Annotated in this window: 15 protein-coding genes and 1 pseudogene; 8 read left to right on the forward strand and 8 right to left on the reverse strand. The window is 73.4% G+C overall.

Annotated features, from left to right (window positions below; all coding sequences use genetic code 11):
* Positions 1 to 177: 177 nt before the first annotated feature.
* The gene (rpmG, locus tag IF30_RS0102910) at positions 178 to 396 is read right to left on the reverse strand and encodes a 50S ribosomal protein L33 (protein ID WP_030231420.1); all 219 of its coding nucleotides are present in this window, start codon (positions 394 to 396) and stop codon (positions 178 to 180) included.
* A 93-nt stretch (positions 397 to 489) separates the two neighbouring features.
* On the opposite strand from rpmG, the gene rpmB reads away from it, so the two are divergent.
* The 3 genes from rpmB to IF30_RS0102925 all read left to right on the forward strand — a co-directional run bounded on the left by rpmB (position 490) and on the right by IF30_RS0102925 (position 3,525).
* The gene (gene rpmB / locus IF30_RS0102915) at positions 490 to 726 is read left to right on the forward strand and encodes a 50S ribosomal protein L28 (RefSeq protein WP_030231423.1); all 237 of its coding nucleotides are present in this window, start codon (positions 490 to 492) and stop codon (positions 724 to 726) included.
* Positions 727 to 819: 93 nt separating this feature from the next.
* Positions 820 to 984 carry a 50S ribosomal protein L32 gene (gene rpmF / locus IF30_RS0102920; RefSeq protein WP_030231425.1) on the forward strand — a complete coding sequence of 55 codons (165 nt, stop codon included), beginning with the start codon at positions 820 to 822 and terminating at the stop codon, positions 982 to 984.
* Between the two features lie 306 nt (positions 985 to 1,290).
* The gene (locus IF30_RS0102925) at positions 1,291 to 3,525 is read left to right on the forward strand and encodes a CRISPR-associated endonuclease Cas3'' (protein WP_051709067.1); all 2,235 of its coding nucleotides are present in this window, start codon (positions 1,291 to 1,293) and stop codon (positions 3,523 to 3,525) included.
* A gap of 51 nt (positions 3,526 to 3,576) precedes the next feature.
* Here the strand turns inward: IF30_RS0102925 and IF30_RS0102930 are convergent, their stop codons facing one another.
* The 4 genes and pseudogenes from IF30_RS0102930 to IF30_RS40895 form a co-directional block, all read right to left on the reverse strand.
* The gene (locus IF30_RS0102930) at positions 3,577 to 4,863 is read right to left on the reverse strand and encodes an MFS transporter (protein ID WP_030231429.1); all 1,287 of its coding nucleotides are present in this window, start codon (positions 4,861 to 4,863) and stop codon (positions 3,577 to 3,579) included.
* Between the two features lie 65 nt (positions 4,864 to 4,928).
* Positions 4,929 to 5,522 carry a winged helix-turn-helix domain-containing protein gene (locus IF30_RS0102935; RefSeq protein WP_030231431.1) on the reverse strand — a complete coding sequence of 198 codons (594 nt, stop codon included), beginning with the start codon at positions 5,520 to 5,522 and terminating at the stop codon, positions 4,929 to 4,931.
* A 645-nt stretch (positions 5,523 to 6,167) separates the two neighbouring features.
* Positions 6,168 to 6,350 (reverse strand): annotated as a pseudogene (locus IF30_RS50735) (DUF504 domain-containing protein); the annotation flags it as partial.
* Entirely contained in the window at positions 6,350 to 8,194 is a 1,845-nt protein-coding gene (locus IF30_RS40895) for an RNA ligase family protein (protein ID WP_037898717.1), read from the reverse strand. The gene IF30_RS40895 and the pseudogene IF30_RS50735, both read right to left, overlap by 1 nt.
* A 334-nt stretch (positions 8,195 to 8,528) precedes the next feature.
* Here IF30_RS40895 and IF30_RS43180 point away from each other — a divergent pair, with 334 nt between their 5' ends.
* Together IF30_RS43180 and IF30_RS0102950 are read left to right on the forward strand one after the other, a co-directional pair.
* The gene (locus IF30_RS43180) at positions 8,529 to 9,314 is read left to right on the forward strand and encodes a class I SAM-dependent methyltransferase (RefSeq protein ID WP_051709069.1); all 786 of its coding nucleotides are present in this window, start codon (positions 8,529 to 8,531) and stop codon (positions 9,312 to 9,314) included.
* A 133-nt stretch (positions 9,315 to 9,447) separates the two neighbouring features.
* Positions 9,448 to 10,164 carry a flavodoxin family protein gene (locus tag IF30_RS0102950; RefSeq protein WP_030231437.1) on the forward strand — a complete coding sequence of 239 codons (717 nt, stop codon included), beginning with the start codon at positions 9,448 to 9,450 and terminating at the stop codon, positions 10,162 to 10,164.
* A gap of 387 nt (positions 10,165 to 10,551) precedes the next feature.
* Here IF30_RS0102950 and IF30_RS47485 read toward each other — a convergent pair whose 3' ends face one another.
* The 3 genes from IF30_RS47485 to IF30_RS0102970 form a co-directional block, all read right to left on the reverse strand.
* Entirely contained in the window at positions 10,552 to 10,719 is a 168-nt protein-coding gene (locus tag IF30_RS47485) for a hypothetical protein (protein ID WP_158834701.1), read from the reverse strand.
* Between the two features lie 42 nt (positions 10,720 to 10,761).
* Positions 10,762 to 11,481, reverse strand: a complete 720-nt coding sequence (locus IF30_RS48535; protein WP_199807802.1) for a toxin-antitoxin system YwqK family antitoxin — start codon at positions 11,479 to 11,481, stop codon at positions 10,762 to 10,764.
* A 658-nt stretch (positions 11,482 to 12,139) separates the two neighbouring features.
* Positions 12,140 to 13,246 (reverse strand): GlxA family transcriptional regulator, encoded by a 1,107-nt coding sequence (locus IF30_RS0102970; protein ID WP_078891083.1) that lies wholly within the window; start codon positions 13,244 to 13,246, stop codon positions 12,140 to 12,142.
* 126 nt (positions 13,247 to 13,372) lie between these two features.
* On the opposite strand from IF30_RS0102970, the gene IF30_RS0102975 reads away from it, so the two are divergent.
* From IF30_RS0102975 to IF30_RS0102985, 3 genes are all read left to right on the forward strand, one after another.
* Complete coding sequence (locus IF30_RS0102975) at positions 13,373 to 14,341, forward strand: NADP-dependent oxidoreductase (protein ID WP_030231444.1); 969 nt, start codon at positions 13,373 to 13,375, stop codon at positions 14,339 to 14,341.
* 332 nt (positions 14,342 to 14,673) lie between these two features.
* A complete protein-coding gene (locus tag IF30_RS0102980; protein WP_030231451.1) occupies positions 14,674 to 16,323 on the forward strand; it encodes a peptidoglycan-binding protein in 1,650 nt (549 codons plus the stop codon).
* Between the two features lie 42 nt (positions 16,324 to 16,365).
* Entirely contained in the window at positions 16,366 to 18,570 is a 2,205-nt protein-coding gene (locus tag IF30_RS0102985) for a DUF6603 domain-containing protein (RefSeq protein WP_030231454.1), read from the forward strand.

Raw genomic sequence — 18,570 nt, forward strand, 5'->3', positions numbered from 1 at the left:
CCGGCCGATGGGGAGAACCCGGTCGACCTCCAGCACCGCCCCACCCCCGCGGCCTCCCGCCCGACAGGCTGAGCAAGGGCGCCAGGCGCACCTCGCTGCCGACCAGGGGTCTGGCGGCTGCCCGACGGACGCCATGGCCGGCCGGACCTGGATTCAACTCATGTCGGGTCGGTCGGGTCAGCGCTCTTCGCGGAAGTCGACGTGTTGCCCGGCGACCGGCCCGTACTTGCGCAAGGCCAGGCGATTCGGGTCGTGTCGGCGGTTCCTGCGGGTCATGCGGTTCCTGCGGTTCCTGCGGTTCCTGCGGGTCATGCGGTTCCCGCGGGTCGCGTAGGTGTAGCCGGTGCCGGCGGTGGAGCGGAGTTCGATGACCGGGCGCAGTTCGTCGCGTGCCATGCGGGGGCTCCGTCGGGCGGTCAGGACCGTAGCGAAATGAAATCCATGTTCATGTAGAGTCTCCGTGTCGACCCCGACAGAACGGAGCCCCCGATGCCCGCCCACTGCCAACTGACCGGCCGCAAGCCGTCCTTCGGCAACGCGATCTCGCACTCGCACCGCCGCACCCCGCGCCGGTTCGACCCGAACATCCAGCGCAAGCGCTACTGGCTGCCCAGCGAGGGCCGCCACGTCCGCCTCACGCTCAGCGCCAAGGGCCTCAAGACCGTCGACACCATCGGGATCGAGGCCGCAGTGGCCCGGATCCGCGCCCGGGGGGAGAAGGTCTGATGGCCAAGCAGAGCAAGATCGCCAAGAACGATTCCCTGCTGCCCTCCGCCCCCACCGCCCGCTGAACCCCAACCCACCCACGGGAGCCCTGACATGGCCGTTCCGAAGCGCAAGATGTCCCGGAGCAGCACCCGCCACCGCCGGTCGCAGTGGAAGGCCGCCGCCCCGCAGCTCGTACCGATCACCGTCGAAGGCCGTGCGCACCTCGTGCCGCGCAACCTGGTGAAGGCCTACGAGCGGGGCCTGCTCGCGCCGTGAGGCAGCGGGCAGCACACCGACGGGTCGCAGCCCGGACGGGCGGCTGGTGGTGGTCGGCCGGCCCGCGGCGCGGACTCGGCGCGGCGACCGGCACGACCACGGCACTCCGCGCCCGGCGAACCCGACGGGAAACGCCTCGACGCCCGAGCCCGGCCGCTGCCACCAGCGACAACGGTCCTCGGCTCAAGTCGCCGGGCGTCGCCTCGTCGATCAACTCCAGGGCCGGGCGTCGCCTCGTCGGTCAACTCCCGGGTCGGACGTCACTTCTGCGGGCGCCGCAGGCCCGTTTGGCCGTAGGTTGGGCCGATGACGGCCGAGTTCGAGACTTTCGCGCGCACCGCCACCGACTTCACGCCCCACGCCTACCAGTCGGCGCTGGCCGCCGAGGGCCTGCCCACGCTGCTCGAGGCACCCACCGGGGCCGGCAAGACCGTTGCGGCCGTGCTTCCGTGGCTGTACCGGCGGCTGGTCGCCGCTCCCGGAGCCACGCCGCGCCGCCTGGTGCTGGTGCTGCCCCGGCACAGCCTCGCCGACCAGGCCGCCGGCCGGATCGGGGAGTGGCTGGAGCGCCTGGACCTGGCGGGCGAGGTGGGGCTGCACCTGATCGCTGGCGCGGCGGCGCAGGAGGGCGCATGGCGGCGGCACCCCGAGCGCACCGCGGTCCTGGTCGGCACCCACGACATGCTGCTCAGCCGGGCGTTGATGCGCGGCTACGCGGACGCGCGGACGATGGCGCCGGTCTCGTACGCGCTGCTCCACACCGATGCCCAGTGGGTGTTCGACGAGGCGCACCTGCTCGGGCCTGGCCTGTCCACCGGCATCCGACTCCAGCGGTTGCGGGACGAGTCGGGGACGGCGGCCGCGACCCGGACGATGTGGATGTCCTCGGTGCGGGGGCCGGCCGGTCTCGGCGGTAGGACGGTGCGCGCGCCGGACACGACCGGGACGCTGCGGCGCATCGGCCGTCTCGACGTCCCGCCCGGGCGCTACGTCGCCGCCCTCGCCGAGGCCGTGACCGCCGCGCACGTGCCGGGCACCCGGACCGTCGTGGTGCTCAACTCCCCCGAGCGGGCGCGGGCCGTGCACGCCGGCCTGGCCGCCCGGGGGTGCGAGGCCCTGCTGCTGCACCCGCACTTCCGGGCCGCCGACCTCCACCGGGTCCTGGCCGCCGCCGAGGGCGCGCACGGCCTCGTCCTCGTCGCCACCCCCGCCCTGGAAGCCGGACTCGACCTCTCCAGCCGCACCCTGGTCACCGAACTCGCGCCCTGGGCCTCGCTCGTGCAGCGCGCCGGACGCTGCAACCGCCACGGCGAGCACCCCGACGGCGGCGACCTGCTGTGGTGCACGCCCCCCGAGGGCGGCGATGCGGGCACCGCACGCTGGCTGACCGCCCACGAGGGCCGGGCCGTCACACCCGGCGACCTGCTGGCGGCCCGCGTCGACGCGCCGCCCGTGCCGCCCGGGCCGGGGTGCGAGGACGTCCTGGCCCTCTTCGACACCCCTGTCCTCGACACCCCTGCCGACGGGACTGCCCGCGTGGACCACTGGATCTGCGACCCGTCGCAGGTCGGCTCCCTCCCGGGGCTGGCCGCCTGGCGCGCCTGGGAGGGCGGTGCGCCCGGCGAGGACGAGCCGGACCCGGCCGGCGCCGAACTGTGCCCGGTGCCGCTCGGCGACCTGCGGCAGCTGCCCGCCGGGCGGGCCTGGCTGCGCGACACCCTGGACCGCACGTGGCGCCCCGTCCGCCCGGAGGACCTGCGGCCCGGTGTCCGGCTGCTCCTGGACGCCCGCACCGGCGGCTACCTCCCGGACCGCGGCTGGACCCCGGCGAGTCCGGCCCCCGTGGCGTGCGAGGCCGCCGCCCCCGCGCGGCCGGCCTACGGCTGCACCGCCTGGATCGGCCTCGACCAGCACCTCCAGGAGACCGCGCAGGAGGCGCAGTCGCTGCTCGCCGCGCTGCCCGCACTCCCCGCCGACCTGCGAGAAGCCGTCGTCCAGGCGGCCCGCTTCCACGACCTCGGCAAGTGCCACGACGCCTTCCAGGAGAAACTGCGGGCCGGCCGCACCGACCCGCCCGACGGCCTGCTCGCCAAGTCCAGGAACGGCGCCGACCCGCTGCCGCCCCACCGATCGGCGCGCCCACACCTGCGGCACGAACTCGTCAGCGCCCTCCTGCTCCGGCAGGGCGGCCACCGTCCGCTCGTGACCTACCTCGCCGCCGCCCACCACGGCCACGTCCGGCTCACCGTCCGCCCATGGGGCGACGAGGCCCCGCTGCTGCTCGGCGTCGCGGACGGGGACCGCACCCCGCCGATCCGGCTGTCCACCGGCGAGCACTTCCCCGCCCGCACCCTGCACACCGCGGGCTTCCCGGCGGCCTGGACCGAACTGGCCCTGTCCCTGCGCGACGACCCCGGGCTCGGCCCGTTCCGCCTGGCCTTCCTCGAAACCCTGGTCCGCGTCGCCGACTGGCGCGCCAGCGCCCGCCACGACGGGCCCTTGACCCCGGCGGGACCCCCGGCGCCATCCCCGGCGGGGTAGGAGGAGCCCGGCCCGGTCGATCGTGTCCCGCCAACCCCCGCGGGTGGGTCCTTATGCGGCGGAGTGGTCGCCGTGGTCCTGTCGCCGCGGCAGTTCGGCCCGCCGGACCGCGCCGGAGCCGAGGGCGGCGACCGCGCCGAGGCAGGAGAAGGCACCGCAGGCGACGAACACCGGGGCCGCTCCCGAGACGCCGATGGCGGCGCCGCCGAGCGGGTAGCTCAGCGGCGCGAGGCCGAGCATGGCGAGCATCACGACGGAGGTGACCCGGCCGAGGTAGGCGGGCTCCGTCGAGCTCTGGACCAGGGCGTGCATCAGGCCGCCGGAGACGCCCGCGCTCAGGCCGACGAGCGCGGCGAGCACGGCGGCGGTCCCCAGACGCGGGACCAGGCCCAGGGCCGCCGCGCCCGTACTGGCCACGAACAGGGAGCCCGCCATGGTCAGGCCCGCCCGGGGGAGCCGGCCGACGACGGTGAGCAGTACGGCGCCGGCCGTGGCCCCGCCGCCGAAGCAGGCGACGATCCAGCCGTACCCGGACGGGCCCCAGCCGCGTTCGGCGTTGAGGAGCACCATGCCGACGTTGAGGGTGCCGGTGAGGCCGAGTTCGCAGACGGCGCAGACGGCGACCAGCGGACCGATCAGCCGGTGGCGGGAGAGGTAGCGCAAGCCGTCGAGGAGGTCCGCGCCAGCGGTGTCGGAGCGCGGCGACGTCGGCCGGGCCGGTGCTTCGAGGGGCCGGACCCGGATGCTCAGCAGGAGCGGCAGGGAGAGCGCGAAGAGCAGCCCCGCGACTCCGAACGCGGCGGCGGGGCCGCCCAGGCCCATGGCCAGGCCGCCGAGCGGCGGGCCCGCGATCTGCCCGAGGCGCATGGACAGCGACCGCATGCCGGTGACCCGCGCCAGCTGGTCCGGCCCGGTGATCCGGGGCGGAAGGGCGCCGACGGCGGGGACGAACAGCGCGTCGACGGCGCCGAAGACGACCGCCACCGCCACCAGCAGCCAGAGCCCGGGCGTGGTCACGGCGATGGCGGCTGCCACGGAGAGGATCAGCAGACAGCGCAGGGCGTCGCTGCCGAGGATCACCCGACGAGGGTCCAGCCGGTCGGCCAGCACGCCGCCGCCGAGCATCAGCACCGCCCGCGGGAGCGCCCCGGCGGCCATGACCAGGCCGACTTCGGTGGGGCCGGTGGCTCGCTGGGCGGACCAGGCCAGGGCGACGAAGTAGACGCTGTCGCCGATCAGGGAAGCGGTGTAGGCGGCGAGCCAGCGCAGCACGTTGCCGTCGCGGTGGGCGGGCGGCGTGGCGGCCTGGACGGGGCGGGTCGCTTCCGCGACGGCCATGGTGGACTCCGGGTTCGTCTGAGCGGGCGTGCGGGGCGGGCTGAGCGATGTCCGGGGGCGTGGTCTCAGGGGCGGAACGGGAACCCGTACAGGTGGACGGACACGTGCTCGCGGTCAGCGGTGTCACCGGTCGCCCTGGCGGCCTTGCCCCGCTCCCGCCAGCGCCGGGACAGCTCCTGCAACTCGTCGCGCATCTCCGCGAGTTCGGCCGGGTTGAGGTCGAGCAGCCACTCGGCGCTGAAGGCCGCGTCGGTCCACTCCGCGCCCCAGGCGGCGCCCTGGTCCAGGTACGCGCGGTACTGGGCGGTGCGGGAGTCGATGATGGCGCTCGTCACCGCGCCGACGGCGGCGGCGCCCTCGGGCGTGCCCGAGAGGTCGGACTCCCGGAAGCCCCAGCCCTCCTCGGAGGTGACCTGCCACCACCGCTCCCGACCGTCGGTGCTCCGGCCGCTCGCCTCGGCGACGAAGCCGTGTTCGGCGAGCTTGCGCAGGTGGTAGCTGACCAGCGACGGCGCCTGGCCGACCTGCTCGGCGAGGTGCGAGGCGGTGGCGCTGCCCGCCGCGTAGAGGAGCCGGTAGAGCTGCATCCGCAGGGGGTTGGTGAACGCCTTCAGGCGGGACAGGTCGGTGATCTGCTCGGGTTCGGGCTTCTGCGGCATGCCACGACGGCAGGTCCGAAGGATAAATTGCGCAATAAACTTTTCGGATCTGGTCGGGTTGGTCACGGAGGTTGGCGGGTCCGCAGGCCGGCGGGTCCGCAGGCCGAGGGGTCGGCGCGGGCGGGTCAGCGGGTCAGGGTGGGGACGGCGCCGCCCTCGACGTGCCGGACGCGGACCCCGGGGAGGTGGCGGCACCAGCAGGAGGGCCATCAGGGCGGGCTCGACCTCCTGCAGGGCGATGACGTCCGCGTCGCAGGCCTCCAGTGCGGCGAGTAGCAGCGGGCGGCGGCGGGCGGTGGCGATCAGGTCGGCGTCGTAGCGGTCCCACAGGGTGTTCCAGGTGACCACGCGCAGGCTCGTGCCGGTCGGCGCGGGGGAGAGCGCCGAGACCGCCGGGGCCGGGGAGAGCGCCGAGGTCGCCGGGGCCGGGGAGAGCGCCGAGGTCGCCGGGGCCGGGGAGAGCGCCGAGGCCGCCGGGGCGGCGTGCTGGCCGGGCTCCGCTGCGGCGGCCTGCCAGCCGCCGTCCGGGAGGCAGGCGTGCGGGGTCGTCGCCGTGAAGAAGGGCGACGGGAGGCGGCGCGGGTCGGTGCGGCGGCCTGCTTCGGTGGTGTCGAGCAGGTCCACGCCGGCGTCGCGGTCCCAGACCACGACACCGTCGGCCTCGACCCGGCGCACCCGGTGCCAGGGGATGTCGCCGGAAGCGGCGAAGGCCTCCAGCGGGACGCGCTTGGTGCGGTCGTCGCGCTGGCGCACGCCCAGGGTGAACCGGGACGGGTCGAAGCGGGCGTCCCAGCGGATGCGCTGGCAGATCTGTTCGATGGGGCGCATCAGTACTCCTCCGCATCGAGCGTGCCCGCCGTGTCCTCCACCGTGCCACCGGGGCCGACGTACCAGGTGCGGTGCGCCTGGCCGGGGTAGGGCGGGCTGAAGCGCTGGAACTGCGCGGCGAGCACCTCGGCCGGCACCGGGTGGGTCCGTACGGCGTTGCGTCGCACCAGTTCGTCCTCGCCGACCACCAGCACCACCTGGGTGACCAGGGCGTCGCGGCGCTGCGCGACGGCGTGGACGTGGGAGCGCTGCCGGTGGTTGAGGGAGGTGGCGTCCCAGAGCACGGTGCCCACGGCGCTGCTCCCCGCTCGAGCGGCGTCGGCACCCGTGTGATCGGCACCGGCACCCGTGTGATCGGCGCCGGTACCCGCTCGATCGGCCTGCGGGCCCGCGCGGTCGGCGGTCGCCCCCGCGAGGGCGGCGTCCAGCCGGGCCAGGCCCTCGCGCAGCACCGCGGCATTGTCGCGTTGGTCGGCGCGCGAGCCCCGGGCGGTGCGCAGGTCGTCCAGGCTGATCCGGGCGCCGACGCCGGTGAGGCCGGCGGCGAAGGTGCTCTTGCCGCTGCCGGACGGCCCGCACAGGTGGAGGAGCCGGGGAAAGCGGCCGTCCCGCCGGGGCCAGGCGACCGCGACCGCCTCCTCGACGGTGGAGATCCGGCCGAGCGCGTACGCCTCCCGGGCCTGTGCCCAGCAACGGTCCGCGGCGTCGCGGTCGAGGTCGGCCAGCGCCTCGCGCAGGCCGGAGCGCAGCCGGCCGAGCGGCGTCCGCGGCGCCTCGTCGAGCAGCCCGGCGTCCTCGGCGTGCAGCGCGGACCAGGCGACCTGCTCGCGTTCCGCCTCCCCGGCGGCGGCGGTGGCGGCGACGGCATGCAGGACCCCGAGGTCGGCGGCGCAGGAGAGCCGGACCAGCCCGGCGCGGCGCTCCCCGTCCGGGTACGGCTGCTGCAGCCCGGAATGCAGCCCGACCAGGTCGGCCGTCCGGCGGGCCAGCGGCAGGCCCAGCGGGCCGGCCAGCCGCGGCGCCAGGGACTGTCGGCGTTCGGCCCGCAGCGCGGTGGCGAGCACCCCGGCCAGCCGGGCGTCCCCGCCGCTGCCGAGCTCGTCCAGCCGGGCCGAGACCTCCGCCAACTCATCTGGTGGGCAGTCGAGTTCGGGAATTCCCAAGGCGGTCGCCAGGGCGGTCGGCTCGGGCAGCGCACCGGACCGTACGGACCAGAGCGCGGCAGCCGGGCTGAGCCCGTTCTCCACCACGGCGGCGTGCATCCAGTGGGTGTCGGTGCGCACGTGGTGCGGCCGGACCCACTTGGCGACCCGCTCGCCGAACTCCGCCCGGCGGAAGCCCCGGACGCTCCGCACGACGTAGCCCTCCTGCCGGTCCGGGTCCGTCCTCAGGGCGCGCACCGTCCGTTCGTCGAAACGGCCGCGCCACAGCACCCGGGGCGTCGGGACGCCGAGGCGGCGCAGGAAGCGGACGGTGTCGTCCCAGTCCAGGCAGTGGTCGCGGTCGGTCCAGACGGAGAAGCCGTAGAACCAGCTCTCCAGGTCGGTGTACGGGATCGAGTGCCGGGCGAACAGGTTCTCCCCGCAGATCCGCCAGCCGTCCGGGATCCGGCCGCCGATCCGGCCCTGCAGGGATTTCACCCAGGCGCGGGAGGGGTGGTGGGCGGAGTCCAGCGAACGGGCGTGCAGGCCGTCGCGGTAGAGGGTGGTGTTCTCGCCGTCGAGCTTCTCGGTGACGACGACCTCCGTACCGGCCAGCGCGCTGAGGTCACCGGCCCGTACGTCGTCCGCGGCCGCGCCGGGTGACCAGGGCAGATGCGGAGTCCGGGGGTAGTGCACGCGCATGTCCGGCTCCCGTGAACGTCAGTGATCCGCGGACACTGTAGGAGCGGCCGCGGAGGGCGGGCCACCGAATTAGCGCGGGGTTTGTCGCCGCCGTTCCCCGCCCCGGGACTTCCACCCGGCGACGGGGGCTTTCCGGCGCGCCGCCCGCACATCCGGCGGGTGCCCGGACCACCGCCGCCGCCGCCCGGACGACACGCGGGCAGGAACGTCCCTGCGCGCAGCCGCCTCGACGCCGGGGTGCACTGGGCCCGGAGCGCACTGGGCCCGGGGTGCCCTGCCTTCGAAGTGCACCGAGTTCGCCCGACAAGTCGTCAGAGTCAGAGGGAGACCACAGGTGGAGACGGAGACGAGGGACGCGGACCCGGTCCGCGTCCTGGACGTGGCGAGCGCCGAGTACCGCCGGGTGTTCGAGCTCTTCCTCGCCGGGACGGACGAGAAGCCCCTCACCCACGCCCGGTTGAGCGAACTCGTCGCCGCCCTGCCGCACCGCCGGGTCCTGCTGGACCTCGGCGCCGGAGACGGCCGCACCACCGCGCACCTGGCCCGATCGTTCGACCGCACGGTGGCCGTCGAGCCCAGCGCCGCGATGCGGGAGAAGCTCGCCACCGCCTGCCCCGACGCCCTAGTCCTCCCGGACCGGCTCGACCGGGTGCAGCCGCCCGAGCCGGCCGACCTCGTCCACCTCTCGCACGTGCTGTACTACGTGCCGGCGGCGGACTGGTTCGACACCGTCACCCGCGCCCTCGACTGGACCGCCCCGGGCGGCACCCTCCTGGTCGTCCTGCAGAACCCGGAGAGCGCCTGCATGCGGATGGCCGCCCACTTCACCGGCGTCCGCTACGACCTGGGGCCGATCGTCGCCCGGCTGCGCGCCCAGCACCCGCAGGACGACATCGCCGTGGAGACCCTGGACCTCCACTACCGCGCGCCGAACCTCGCCGAGACCATGGACGTCGCCGAGTTCATGGTCAACGTCGCCGACCTCGCCACGCTCGACCCCCGCCCCTCCCGCGCGGCTCTCGCCGCCTACGTCCAGGACCACTTCGCCCGCCCCGACGGCAGCTACTCCATCGGCCACACCCAGGACATGCTCTTCGTCCGCCGCGCCGAGTCCGCCTGACCGGCCGCGGGGCGACCTGGCACCGGAAGTCAGGCGACCGGCCCAACTCCGTGTGCGCCCAGGGAGCCGGGCTGATGAGCTGTCCGGGTAGCCCGTCACTCGATCGGCCCCCGACGGCCCGAGGGAGGAAACCGTGCCGGACCCGACGACGTCGTACACCGACCTGCGCGCCCTGGTGATCAACTGCACGCTGAAGCGATCCCCGGAGCGCAGCCACACCCAGGGCCTCATCGACGTCTCCACCGGCATCCTGCGACGCCAGGGCGTCCAGGTCGACGTCCTGCGCGCCGTCGACCTCGACATCGCCACCGGCGTCTGGCCGGACATGACCGAACACGGCTGGGAGACCGACGAATGGCCGGTCATCTACTCCCAGGTGATGAACGCCGACATCCTCACCCTGGCCGGTCCGGTCTGGCTGGGAGACAACTCGTCCGTGATGAAGAAGGTCATCGAGCGGCTGTACGCCTGTTCGTCGATCCTCAACGGAGAGGGCCAGTACGCCTACTACGGCCGGGTCGGCGGCTGCCTGATCACCGGGAACGAGGACGGCGCGAAGCACTGCGCGATGAACGTCCTGTACAGCCTCCAGCACCTCGGTTACACCATCCCGCCGCAGGCCGACGCCGGCTGGGTGGGCGAGGCCGGCCCCGGCCCGTCCTACCTGGACGAGGGCTCCGGTGGCCCGGACAACGACTTCACCAACCGCAACACCACCTTCATGACCTGGAACCAGCTCCACCTCGCCCGCATGCTCAAGGACGCCGGCGGCATCCCCGCCCACGGCAACCAGCGCTCCGAATGGGACGCCGGCTGTCGCTTCGACTTCGAGAACCCCGAGCACCGCTGAATTGAAAGTGCCGACCGACCCGTCGGTAGCTGTCTCCACGGATCGGTCAACGCTCGGTGTTCCCGGAGCAGAGCTTCGGCCCGCCGCCTGATCTCCCTGCTCATCGGCTCCCAGGAGTGCGTGTGGCTCAGATCCCAGCGATCCGCGACCGGTCTCCAGCTGCGGGCCGGTACCGGGAAGGCTTTCCGCGCGAGTGCTCGGTGTCCAACCCCGCTGGCGGAAGCGGCGGTTCGCCATGCGATCAATGGTGCGCTTGTGGCAGGGTCTGACGGGTGTTCTTGGACTACGCGGTTGTCCGTGACAACCCCCAACGGCTCTATCCGCGCCCACTGCGCGTCAGTCAACGGCACGACCAGACCAACGATCCGATGATCGGAAAGAAACGCCCTAGCCCGCCACGACGGTCCCGCCGATCCGGGCCTCGACGGGACCACCGGCGGACTGTCTGACGTACTGGTCGTCGCCGTTCTCCGATGCGCCCCAGTCCGCCGCGAGCCAGGAGTGCGAGGCGGCGTCGACGCCGACGGCCACGGAGCCACGACGGGCGTCACTCACGCCGACTCGCCGAGCGAGCGCTCCATTGATCCTGCCTAAGGGTCAGGCCCGGCGCGTCACGTGATCCATGATCAGCTCACCTACGGCATTCCAGCGCTTTCTCGACATCTCCCGACCGTTCTCATCGAAAACGACCACTTCCGACGGCCGGCCGTTGGCGTGCCAGTACCGCCACTCACCTACCGCGGCACCCATGATGGCCACGCCCTCGGCCCGCTTGGTCCCGTCCGGCCACCACTCCTGCTGCCGCCCGTGCTCGATGCCCGAGCAGTAGGTGCCGAGCAGCTCGGTGTGCCCGTTGTCCGCGACTTCCTCTACTTCCCCGTTGAACAGTTCCCCTGCGTGACAGGTGCGTCCGTACTCGTCCAAGTAGGTCTGATCGCCTTTGATACGCATCGCCCGTACTGAAGTCGGCGTCGCCCCGAGCGGTTTCGCCGGCGGCTCGGCACCACCACGAGCCTCGGTGGTGGGACCTGACTCGCGCTCGGCGGCGCGCTGCCCGCGCGCTGCCAACTTGCGCCTGAGCTCTGCGCGCCAGCGCGCGGCGTTGCTGCCGTCCAGTTGCCCGGCGAAGGCAGCACGGGCGGCGTCGACAAGTTCGGCAGGGGCCCCCGGACCATACTTGGCGATCTCCCACAGCGCGTCATCCGTTGCCATGTCGAGCCCAGTGCAGGTCCGCAAACCCTGACCACTGAGCACCTCTTCCAGCACGGCGCCGAAAGTCCTCGTCAACTGGTCCTCGGTCAGCCGATCACCGCGCATGGACCCACCCCTCCCTGAAGCGAACGAACTGTCCCGTCCCGGTACGACGCCCGGCGCGATCGGGCGGGTTCCCGCCGCCGTCACCGCTCGCATCCTGCCGAACGATCCACCCGGCGACAACAACGCCGTCGAGCCGAAGCTCGGTAGTCGTCACATATTCGATCTGAAACGGTTTGGGTTCTGGGGCGTTGGTGGGGAGTGAGTAATCTGGTGGGGGACGCCGGCATCTGTCGCCGTCGGCACAGGAGGCCCTGCGACTGCGGGCGGTGGCTGCGTTGGTGGCGGGGCGGGACCGTGAGGACGTGGCAGCGGTCTTCGGGGTGTCGCTGAAGGCGGTCGACACGTGGTGGGCGAAGTGGCAGGCCGGCGGCCGGGAGGCGCCGGCCATGCGGCCGCGGGGCAAGCCGGTCGGGGACCAGGTGCTCGGGGAGGCCGAGCAGGCCGTGGTGCGGCAGGCCGTTCTCGACCACCGGTCCTGTGACGTGGGACTTTCCGGGCAGTTGTGGACGCGGCGGGGCCAGGTCACGGCTGGGGCGAGTGTTGTGCCGGCCTCGCTTGAGGGGCATGCTCGACGTCCTTCCGTCGACTCGCCAGGGGGCCGCCGCGCGTGTCGGGCCGCCCCTCCGCGACTTCGCGAGGGCCCGATGCGTGGCGCCGGCTACACCCTGCTGCCCCAACTCCCGGTGCCGCCGGACGCAGTCCCGAGGCTGCTGCGGCAGCCGTCGCCCGGGCTGAGTTCGACGTTGCCGGGCCGCCGAGCCGGCCGCCCGATCCTGCCGCTCGTCGTTTGCACCGGGATGGCCGTGGGGGCGGGGCGGAAGGTGCGTCGGTATGCCTGGGGGGTGACGCCGACAGCGGCGCGGAGGTGACGGCGCAAGGAGGCGCCGGTGCCGAGCCCGGTACGGTCGGCGATGAGGTCGACGGGCCAGTCGGTGGTCTCCAGGTAATGGCGTGCCAGGTCGACGCGCTGGCGGACCAGCCACTGGGCCGGAGTGGTACCGGTCTCGTCGCGGAAGCGACGCGTGAAGGTGCGCACGCTCATGTTCGCGTGGGCGGCCAGGTCGGTCAGGGCGAGGGATTCGGCGAGGCGTTCCACGGCCCATGCCTGGGTCGGGGCGGTGCCGGGGGCCGTCGGGTCGGGGACGGGGCGCTGGATGTACTGGGCCTGCCCGCCGTCCCGCCATGGCGGGACCACGCAGGAACGGGCGACGTCATTGGCGATCCGGCTGCCGTGGTCGCGGCGGACGAGGTGCAGGCACAGGTCGATCCCGGCGGCGACACCGGCGGAGGTGAGGACGTCGCCGTCGTCGACGAACAGCACCTCGGGGTCGATGCGGATGGTGGTGAACATCCGTTGCAGGCGTTCCGCTTCGCGCCAGTGCGTGGTGGCGGGACGGTGGTCGAGCAGCCCTGCGGCGGCCAGGACGTACGTGGCGGTGCAGATGCCCACGATCCGGGTGCCGGGGCGGATGGCGGCCAGGGCTTCGCGCAGTGCGGCGGGTAGGCGGCCCTCCTCGCGGATGGGGCCGAGGGCGTGGGAAGGCGGGATGACGACGGTGCCGACGTCCGCCAGCAAGGAGGCGTCACGGCTGACGGTGAGGCCGTAGTCGGCTTCGGCCCGCACCGGCCCGCCGTCGAGGCTGCACGTGGTCACGGTGTAGAGCCGGTTGCCGGCCTCGTCGCGGGCGGCGCCGAAGATGCGGGCGGGGATGCCGAGCTCGAAGGGGACGACGCCGTCCAGTGCCAGAACGCCCACGTGGTGCATGGCCAGATCTTTTCAGGTCATGGCCATCACGCCACTACCGGGGCCCCTCGGGGCCCGGCAGTCTGATGGCGCGTCGGGGAGAACCGGCGCAACCGCGAGAAGCGCACCCGGAAAGAGAACGCCGTCATGTCCCGAACCACTACTGCCCCCACCATGCGCGCCGTCTCCCAGGACACGGCTGGAACCCCGGACGTCCTCAAGGTCGTCGATACCCGGCGCCCGGAGCCGGGCCGCGGCGAGATCCTGGTCCGGGTGCACGCGGCGGGTGTGAACCCGGCCGACTGGAAAACCCGACAGCGGGGAGTGTTCGCCGACGGGACGCCGCTCCCCTTCACCCTGGGGTTCGACGTCTCCGGGGTGGTCGAGGAGGCCGGCGACGGTGTGACCCTGTTCCAGCCGGGCGACGAGGTGTTCGGGATGCCGCGCTTCCCGCACCCGGCCGGCGCCTACGCCGAGTACGTCACCGCCCCGGCACGCCACTTCGCCCCTCGCCCCCAGAGCCTCACCCACGTCGAGTCGGGCGCCCTGCCGCTGGCCTCGCTCACCGCCTGGCAGGCCCTCGTCGACACCGCCGACGTCCGGCCCGGGCAGCGCGTCCTCATCCACGCAGCCGCGGGCGGCGTCGGCCACCTGGCCGTCCAGATCGCCAAGGCCCGCGGCGCCCATGTGATCGGCACCGCCAGCGCCGCCAAGCACGACCTGCTGCGCTCCCTGGGCGCGGACGAACTCGTCGACTACCGCACCCAGGACTTCGCCGAGACCGTCCGCGACGTCGACATCGTCCTGGACACCCTCGGTGGCGCTGACCGGGCCCGCTCCCTGCGAACCCTGCGCCGCGGCGGAAGGTTGGTCTCGATACTGCCACTGGACGACGCCTTCCCCCACGAGGAGGCCGAAGCAGCCGGGGTCCGGGCGGAGTTCATGCTCGTCGAGCCCGACCGGCAGGGCCTGCACGAGATCACCGCACTGGTCGAGGACGGACACCTGCGAGTGATCACCGACGCCGTCTTCCCGCTGGAGGACGCCGCAGCCGCCCACACGCTGGGCGAAACCGGCCGTACCATCGGAAAGATCGTCCTTTCCGTCACGTCGTGACCGGCCGTCCTCGCCTCGCCTGCGCGGGCAGCCGACCTCGTGGAATCACCCCGCCGGCGGGCCATGTGTGCGTTCCGCTCGTCCGGGAGGCTCCGGAATCCTGGCCCGCGCCCGGCACCGGCCTCGGGTCGCACCCCACGCGGAGCCCCACCGGCGGGAGATGCCGGGCTTTCCGGCGCGCAGTACGGTGAGAGCACGGGACAGTGGCCGGACGAGCGAGGCCCAGGCGCCCTGGACATCGGTTCCAGCCGATCGCCTGTCGGAGGGAGAGTTGCGCCCGGGGGCGCATGGAGGGACGACGTCCGGCCCACTTCAGGGAGTGGGGTTCGGACGTGATCGGTGCATTTCGGTTCAAGGGCGAGCCGGCTCTGGAGGGTTGCCTGGCCGGCACGGTGGTCCTGGAGGTGAATGCCACGGGCACGGCCGTCCGGAAGATCCAGGCTTCTCTGATCTCGCTCGGCTTCGACATCCCGGACGGTGCCACCGGGTTCTTCGGAGCGCAGACGCAGGCGGCCGTGGAGAACTATCAGGCGGCGCGGTCCCTGGCGGTGGACGGCCAGATCGGCCACGACACGATGACGGCGCTGGACAACGACTTCGTCAACGAGTTGCGGCCGTTCCCGCCTTGGCTCACCGCCTCGGTCGGGCTCGGTGCCCGGGCGGACGGCAACGCGGTCACGGTGTACGTCGGGGGTGACGAGGCGTTCCCCGACATCGCGGCGGCCTTCTCGCTGGTCGGCGCTGCCGGCGACTTCATCTACATCGCCGGCTGGTTCCTCGACCTGGACTGCCCGCTCGACGTGCTGGCCGATGGTACCGGCGATCCCACGACGACCCCTCGGGTCCTGCTCCAGGCGGCCAGCGACAACGGTGCCGACGTTCGGGCGCTGCTGGCCAAGAACCCCGTCGGCGGCAGCGGGGGCCCGTTCGGCTTCTACAACAACGCCGCCACGGTGAAGTTCATCAACGGCCTCGCCAACGGAGCGGCCGTCGAGGACGACCGGGTCCTCGAGGCGGGGACGCACCACCAGAAGGTGATCGTCGTGCGCACGGCCCAGGGGCTCCTCACGTTCGCCGGCGGAATGGACCTGAACAAGGACCGCGTGTCGTGGGGCAACCCCCCTGCGCGGCCGCTCCACGACGTCCACTGCCGGTTCACCGGCCCCGTGGCCGACAACCTCTACCGCAACTTCGTTCGACGGTGGACGGATTCGCCGACGGCGAACGCCCTGGCCACGGTCAACTCGTCGGTGGGCGCTTCCGGGCCGGTGGGTGACATCCAGTGCCGCTCCGCCTGGACCTTCGGGAACGGCAAGGCCCACTCGGGGAACTTCGGCAGCAGTTCGGGATACACCTTCGCCACCACCGGGGAACGCTCCGTCAAGTCCCTGGTGCTGAACGCGATCGCCTCCGCCGTCCAGTTCATCTACCTGGAGGACCAGTACCTCGTCGACATGGACATCAGCGCCGCCCTGCTGGCGGCACTGCCGTCCATCACGTCCCTGATCATCGTGACCGAGGACACGAGCACGATCAACAACGAGACCCCCGGCATCGGCCAGTACTGGGCGAGGCGCAAGAAGTTCCTCGACCCCCTCCTGGCGGCGGGCCCGGGCAAGGTCATCGCCTGCACCCACGACCTCAACTACGTCCACTCCAAGACGTGGATCTTCGACGACGAGTTCGCCGTCATCGGATCGGCCAACGTGAACCGCCGCGGCATGACCCACGACAGCGAACAGGCGGTCGGCCTCTTCGAGCCCGCCTACGGGTTCCTGGTCAAGGACCTGAGGATCCGGCTCTGGGCCCTGCACCTCAACGTTCCCGCCAACACGCTCACGAACGCGTTCCCCGCCTCGCAGCTGTGGTTCGGCAGCCTCGGCGCCGCGAACGTGACGGAGCTCGATCCCAGCTCCGGAGCGGATCCGAACCCACCCAGTGATTCCGCCTGGAACGCCATCCTCGATCCGGACGGCACCTGACACCACCCCGGCCCCGCCCAGGACGCAGAATCCGAGTCCGTCATGGCCGATCAACTCATCCGGAACCTCGATGCGGTGGTCGCCCACGCCCAAGTCATGCCGCCGGGGCACCTGGCAAGCCTGGCGGACGCGGTCGCCGCCGGGTCGACGCAGGCCCGGAGCGAGCTGCTCGCGGCCCTGCCGGCGATCCGCCAGGCCGCGTTCGACGCGCTGCTCCAGGCCGTGCCGGACGTGCCCGTGCTGCGCGAGGCGCTGCAGCCCCTCCGCGGCGAACTCCCCTCCCCGAGCGGGGCGGTGCGGACGGCGGCCCTCGGCCCGGGGCTGATCGGTCTGACCGTCCCCGCTGCCGTCGTCAAGGCCCCCGGCTTGCCGGACCCGGACGTGATCTCGCTGGTGCCCTCCCTCTCCGGGAGCCTGGACCTGGACGTGCCGGGACTGTCCGGCGGCGGGGCGCTGTCGGTGTCCGCGGAGCGCCTGGCGGGCGCGCTCGGGGTGGCGCTGGGGCCGCTGGAGGTGCTCGGGGCGGCGCTCGTACGGGCGCCGCAGGGCGGAGCGGCCTCGCTGCTGGTCCTCCTGTCGGCCCGGTTCGCCCCGGCCGTCCAACTCGGCTTCGGCTTCGGCCTGAACGCGGTGGGCGGCATCGTCGGGGCCAACCGCCGGGTGGACACCGACCGGCTGCGCGGGCGGCTCGCGGACGGGAGCGCGGCGGCGGCGCTGTTCCCCGAGGACCCGGTGCGGGACGCCGGGGCGCTCTTCGACGCGCTGGAGGAGTTCTTCCCCGCGAGCCCGGGCACCCAGGTGCTCGGGCCGACATTCACGCTCGGCTGGCTGGACCTGGGCGGCACCCGTTCACTGGTCACGGCGGACGCGGCCCTGCTGCTCCAACTCCCGGACGCGAAGGTTGTGTTGGCCGGTCGGGCGGCGATCAACCTGCCCCCGGTGCTGGCCGTCCACCTGGACGTGCTCGGCGAACTGGACGTCGCCAAGCACCTGGTGGCGGTCGACGCGGTGCTGGTGGACTCGCGCGCGCTGACCGTCTTCCAGGTCACCGGCTCGGGTGCGGCCCGGGTCTGCTGGGGCAGCCCGCCGTACGTCGTGGTGACGGCGGGCGGGTTCTACCCGGGCTTCGACCCGGCGCCGGCCGTCGTGCCGCGGCAGCAACGGCTGGGCCTGGCCCTGGACGTACCGTCGATCCCGTTCGTGTCGCTGAGGGCCGACGGCTACCTCGCGATCACCGCGAACAGCTTCCAGGTGGGCGGCAGTTTCGAGGTCGGCGCCGATCTCGCGGTGATCTCCGCCCACGGCTCGATCGCGGTGGACGCGATCGTCACCTTCGACCCGTTCCACCTGCACGTCGACTTCCAGGCCGGCTGGGAGGTGCGGGTCGCGTTCTTCTCCGGCGGCGTCTCCGCCGCCGGCTCGCTGGACGGGCCCGGGCCGTGGACGCTGCACGTCTCGGTGTCCAAGGAACTGCTGTTCCACGACATCAGCTGGTCCGGCACCTTCCGGATCGGCCCGGACGGACCGCCGCCCGCGCCCGCTGTCGAGGACGCGGCCGCGCTCCTCGACGCGGAGTTCCGGCGGCTCTCGAACCTGCACGCTGACGGTGCGGCCGACCCGAGCGCGGCGCCCGCCCCACCGGCCGGGCGACTGCCCGACGGCACGGCGGTGGTCTCCCCGCTCGGCCGGCTGCGCTGGACCCAGACCCTGGTGCCGCTGGGCCTGCCGGTCGTACGGGTCGGCGGCCGGCGCCTGGCCGGGCAGCAGAGCGTCGACGTCTCCGCGACGTCCGACGGCCTCACCCAGGGCGGGCCGGCCGACGACTGGTTCGCGCCCGGCACCTACCTCGACCTGACCGCCGCTGAGGCCTGCCACCTGCCGCCGTTCCAGCGGCTGCGGGCCGGATACTACCTCGACCTCCAGGACGACCGGGGAGCCGCACAGCTCAGGACGCTCCCCTTCACCGCGTTCTGGCGCCGTCCGATGGAGGCCTTGCAGAAGGCCCTGGGCCTCACCTCGGTGCACCCCCGCAGCCCCGGCTTCGACCGGCTGGTCGCCGCACCGGACTCGGCCCCGATCGTGACCGACCGCTCGGCGCTGGTCTCGGTCAGCCAGGAGGCGTGGAGCACCGTCGCAGGCGGTGTCCGCACCGCGGCCTCCAGCGCCGCGCACGCCTTCCTCGTCGCCCGCCAGGACGGCATCGCCGTGGCCGCCGAGGACCGGCCGGTGGACGCGAAAGGCCTGTGA

Source organism: Streptomyces sp. NRRL S-350 (assembly GCF_000719705.1).
Classification (GTDB): Bacteria; Actinomycetota; Actinomycetes; order Streptomycetales; family Streptomycetaceae; genus Kitasatospora.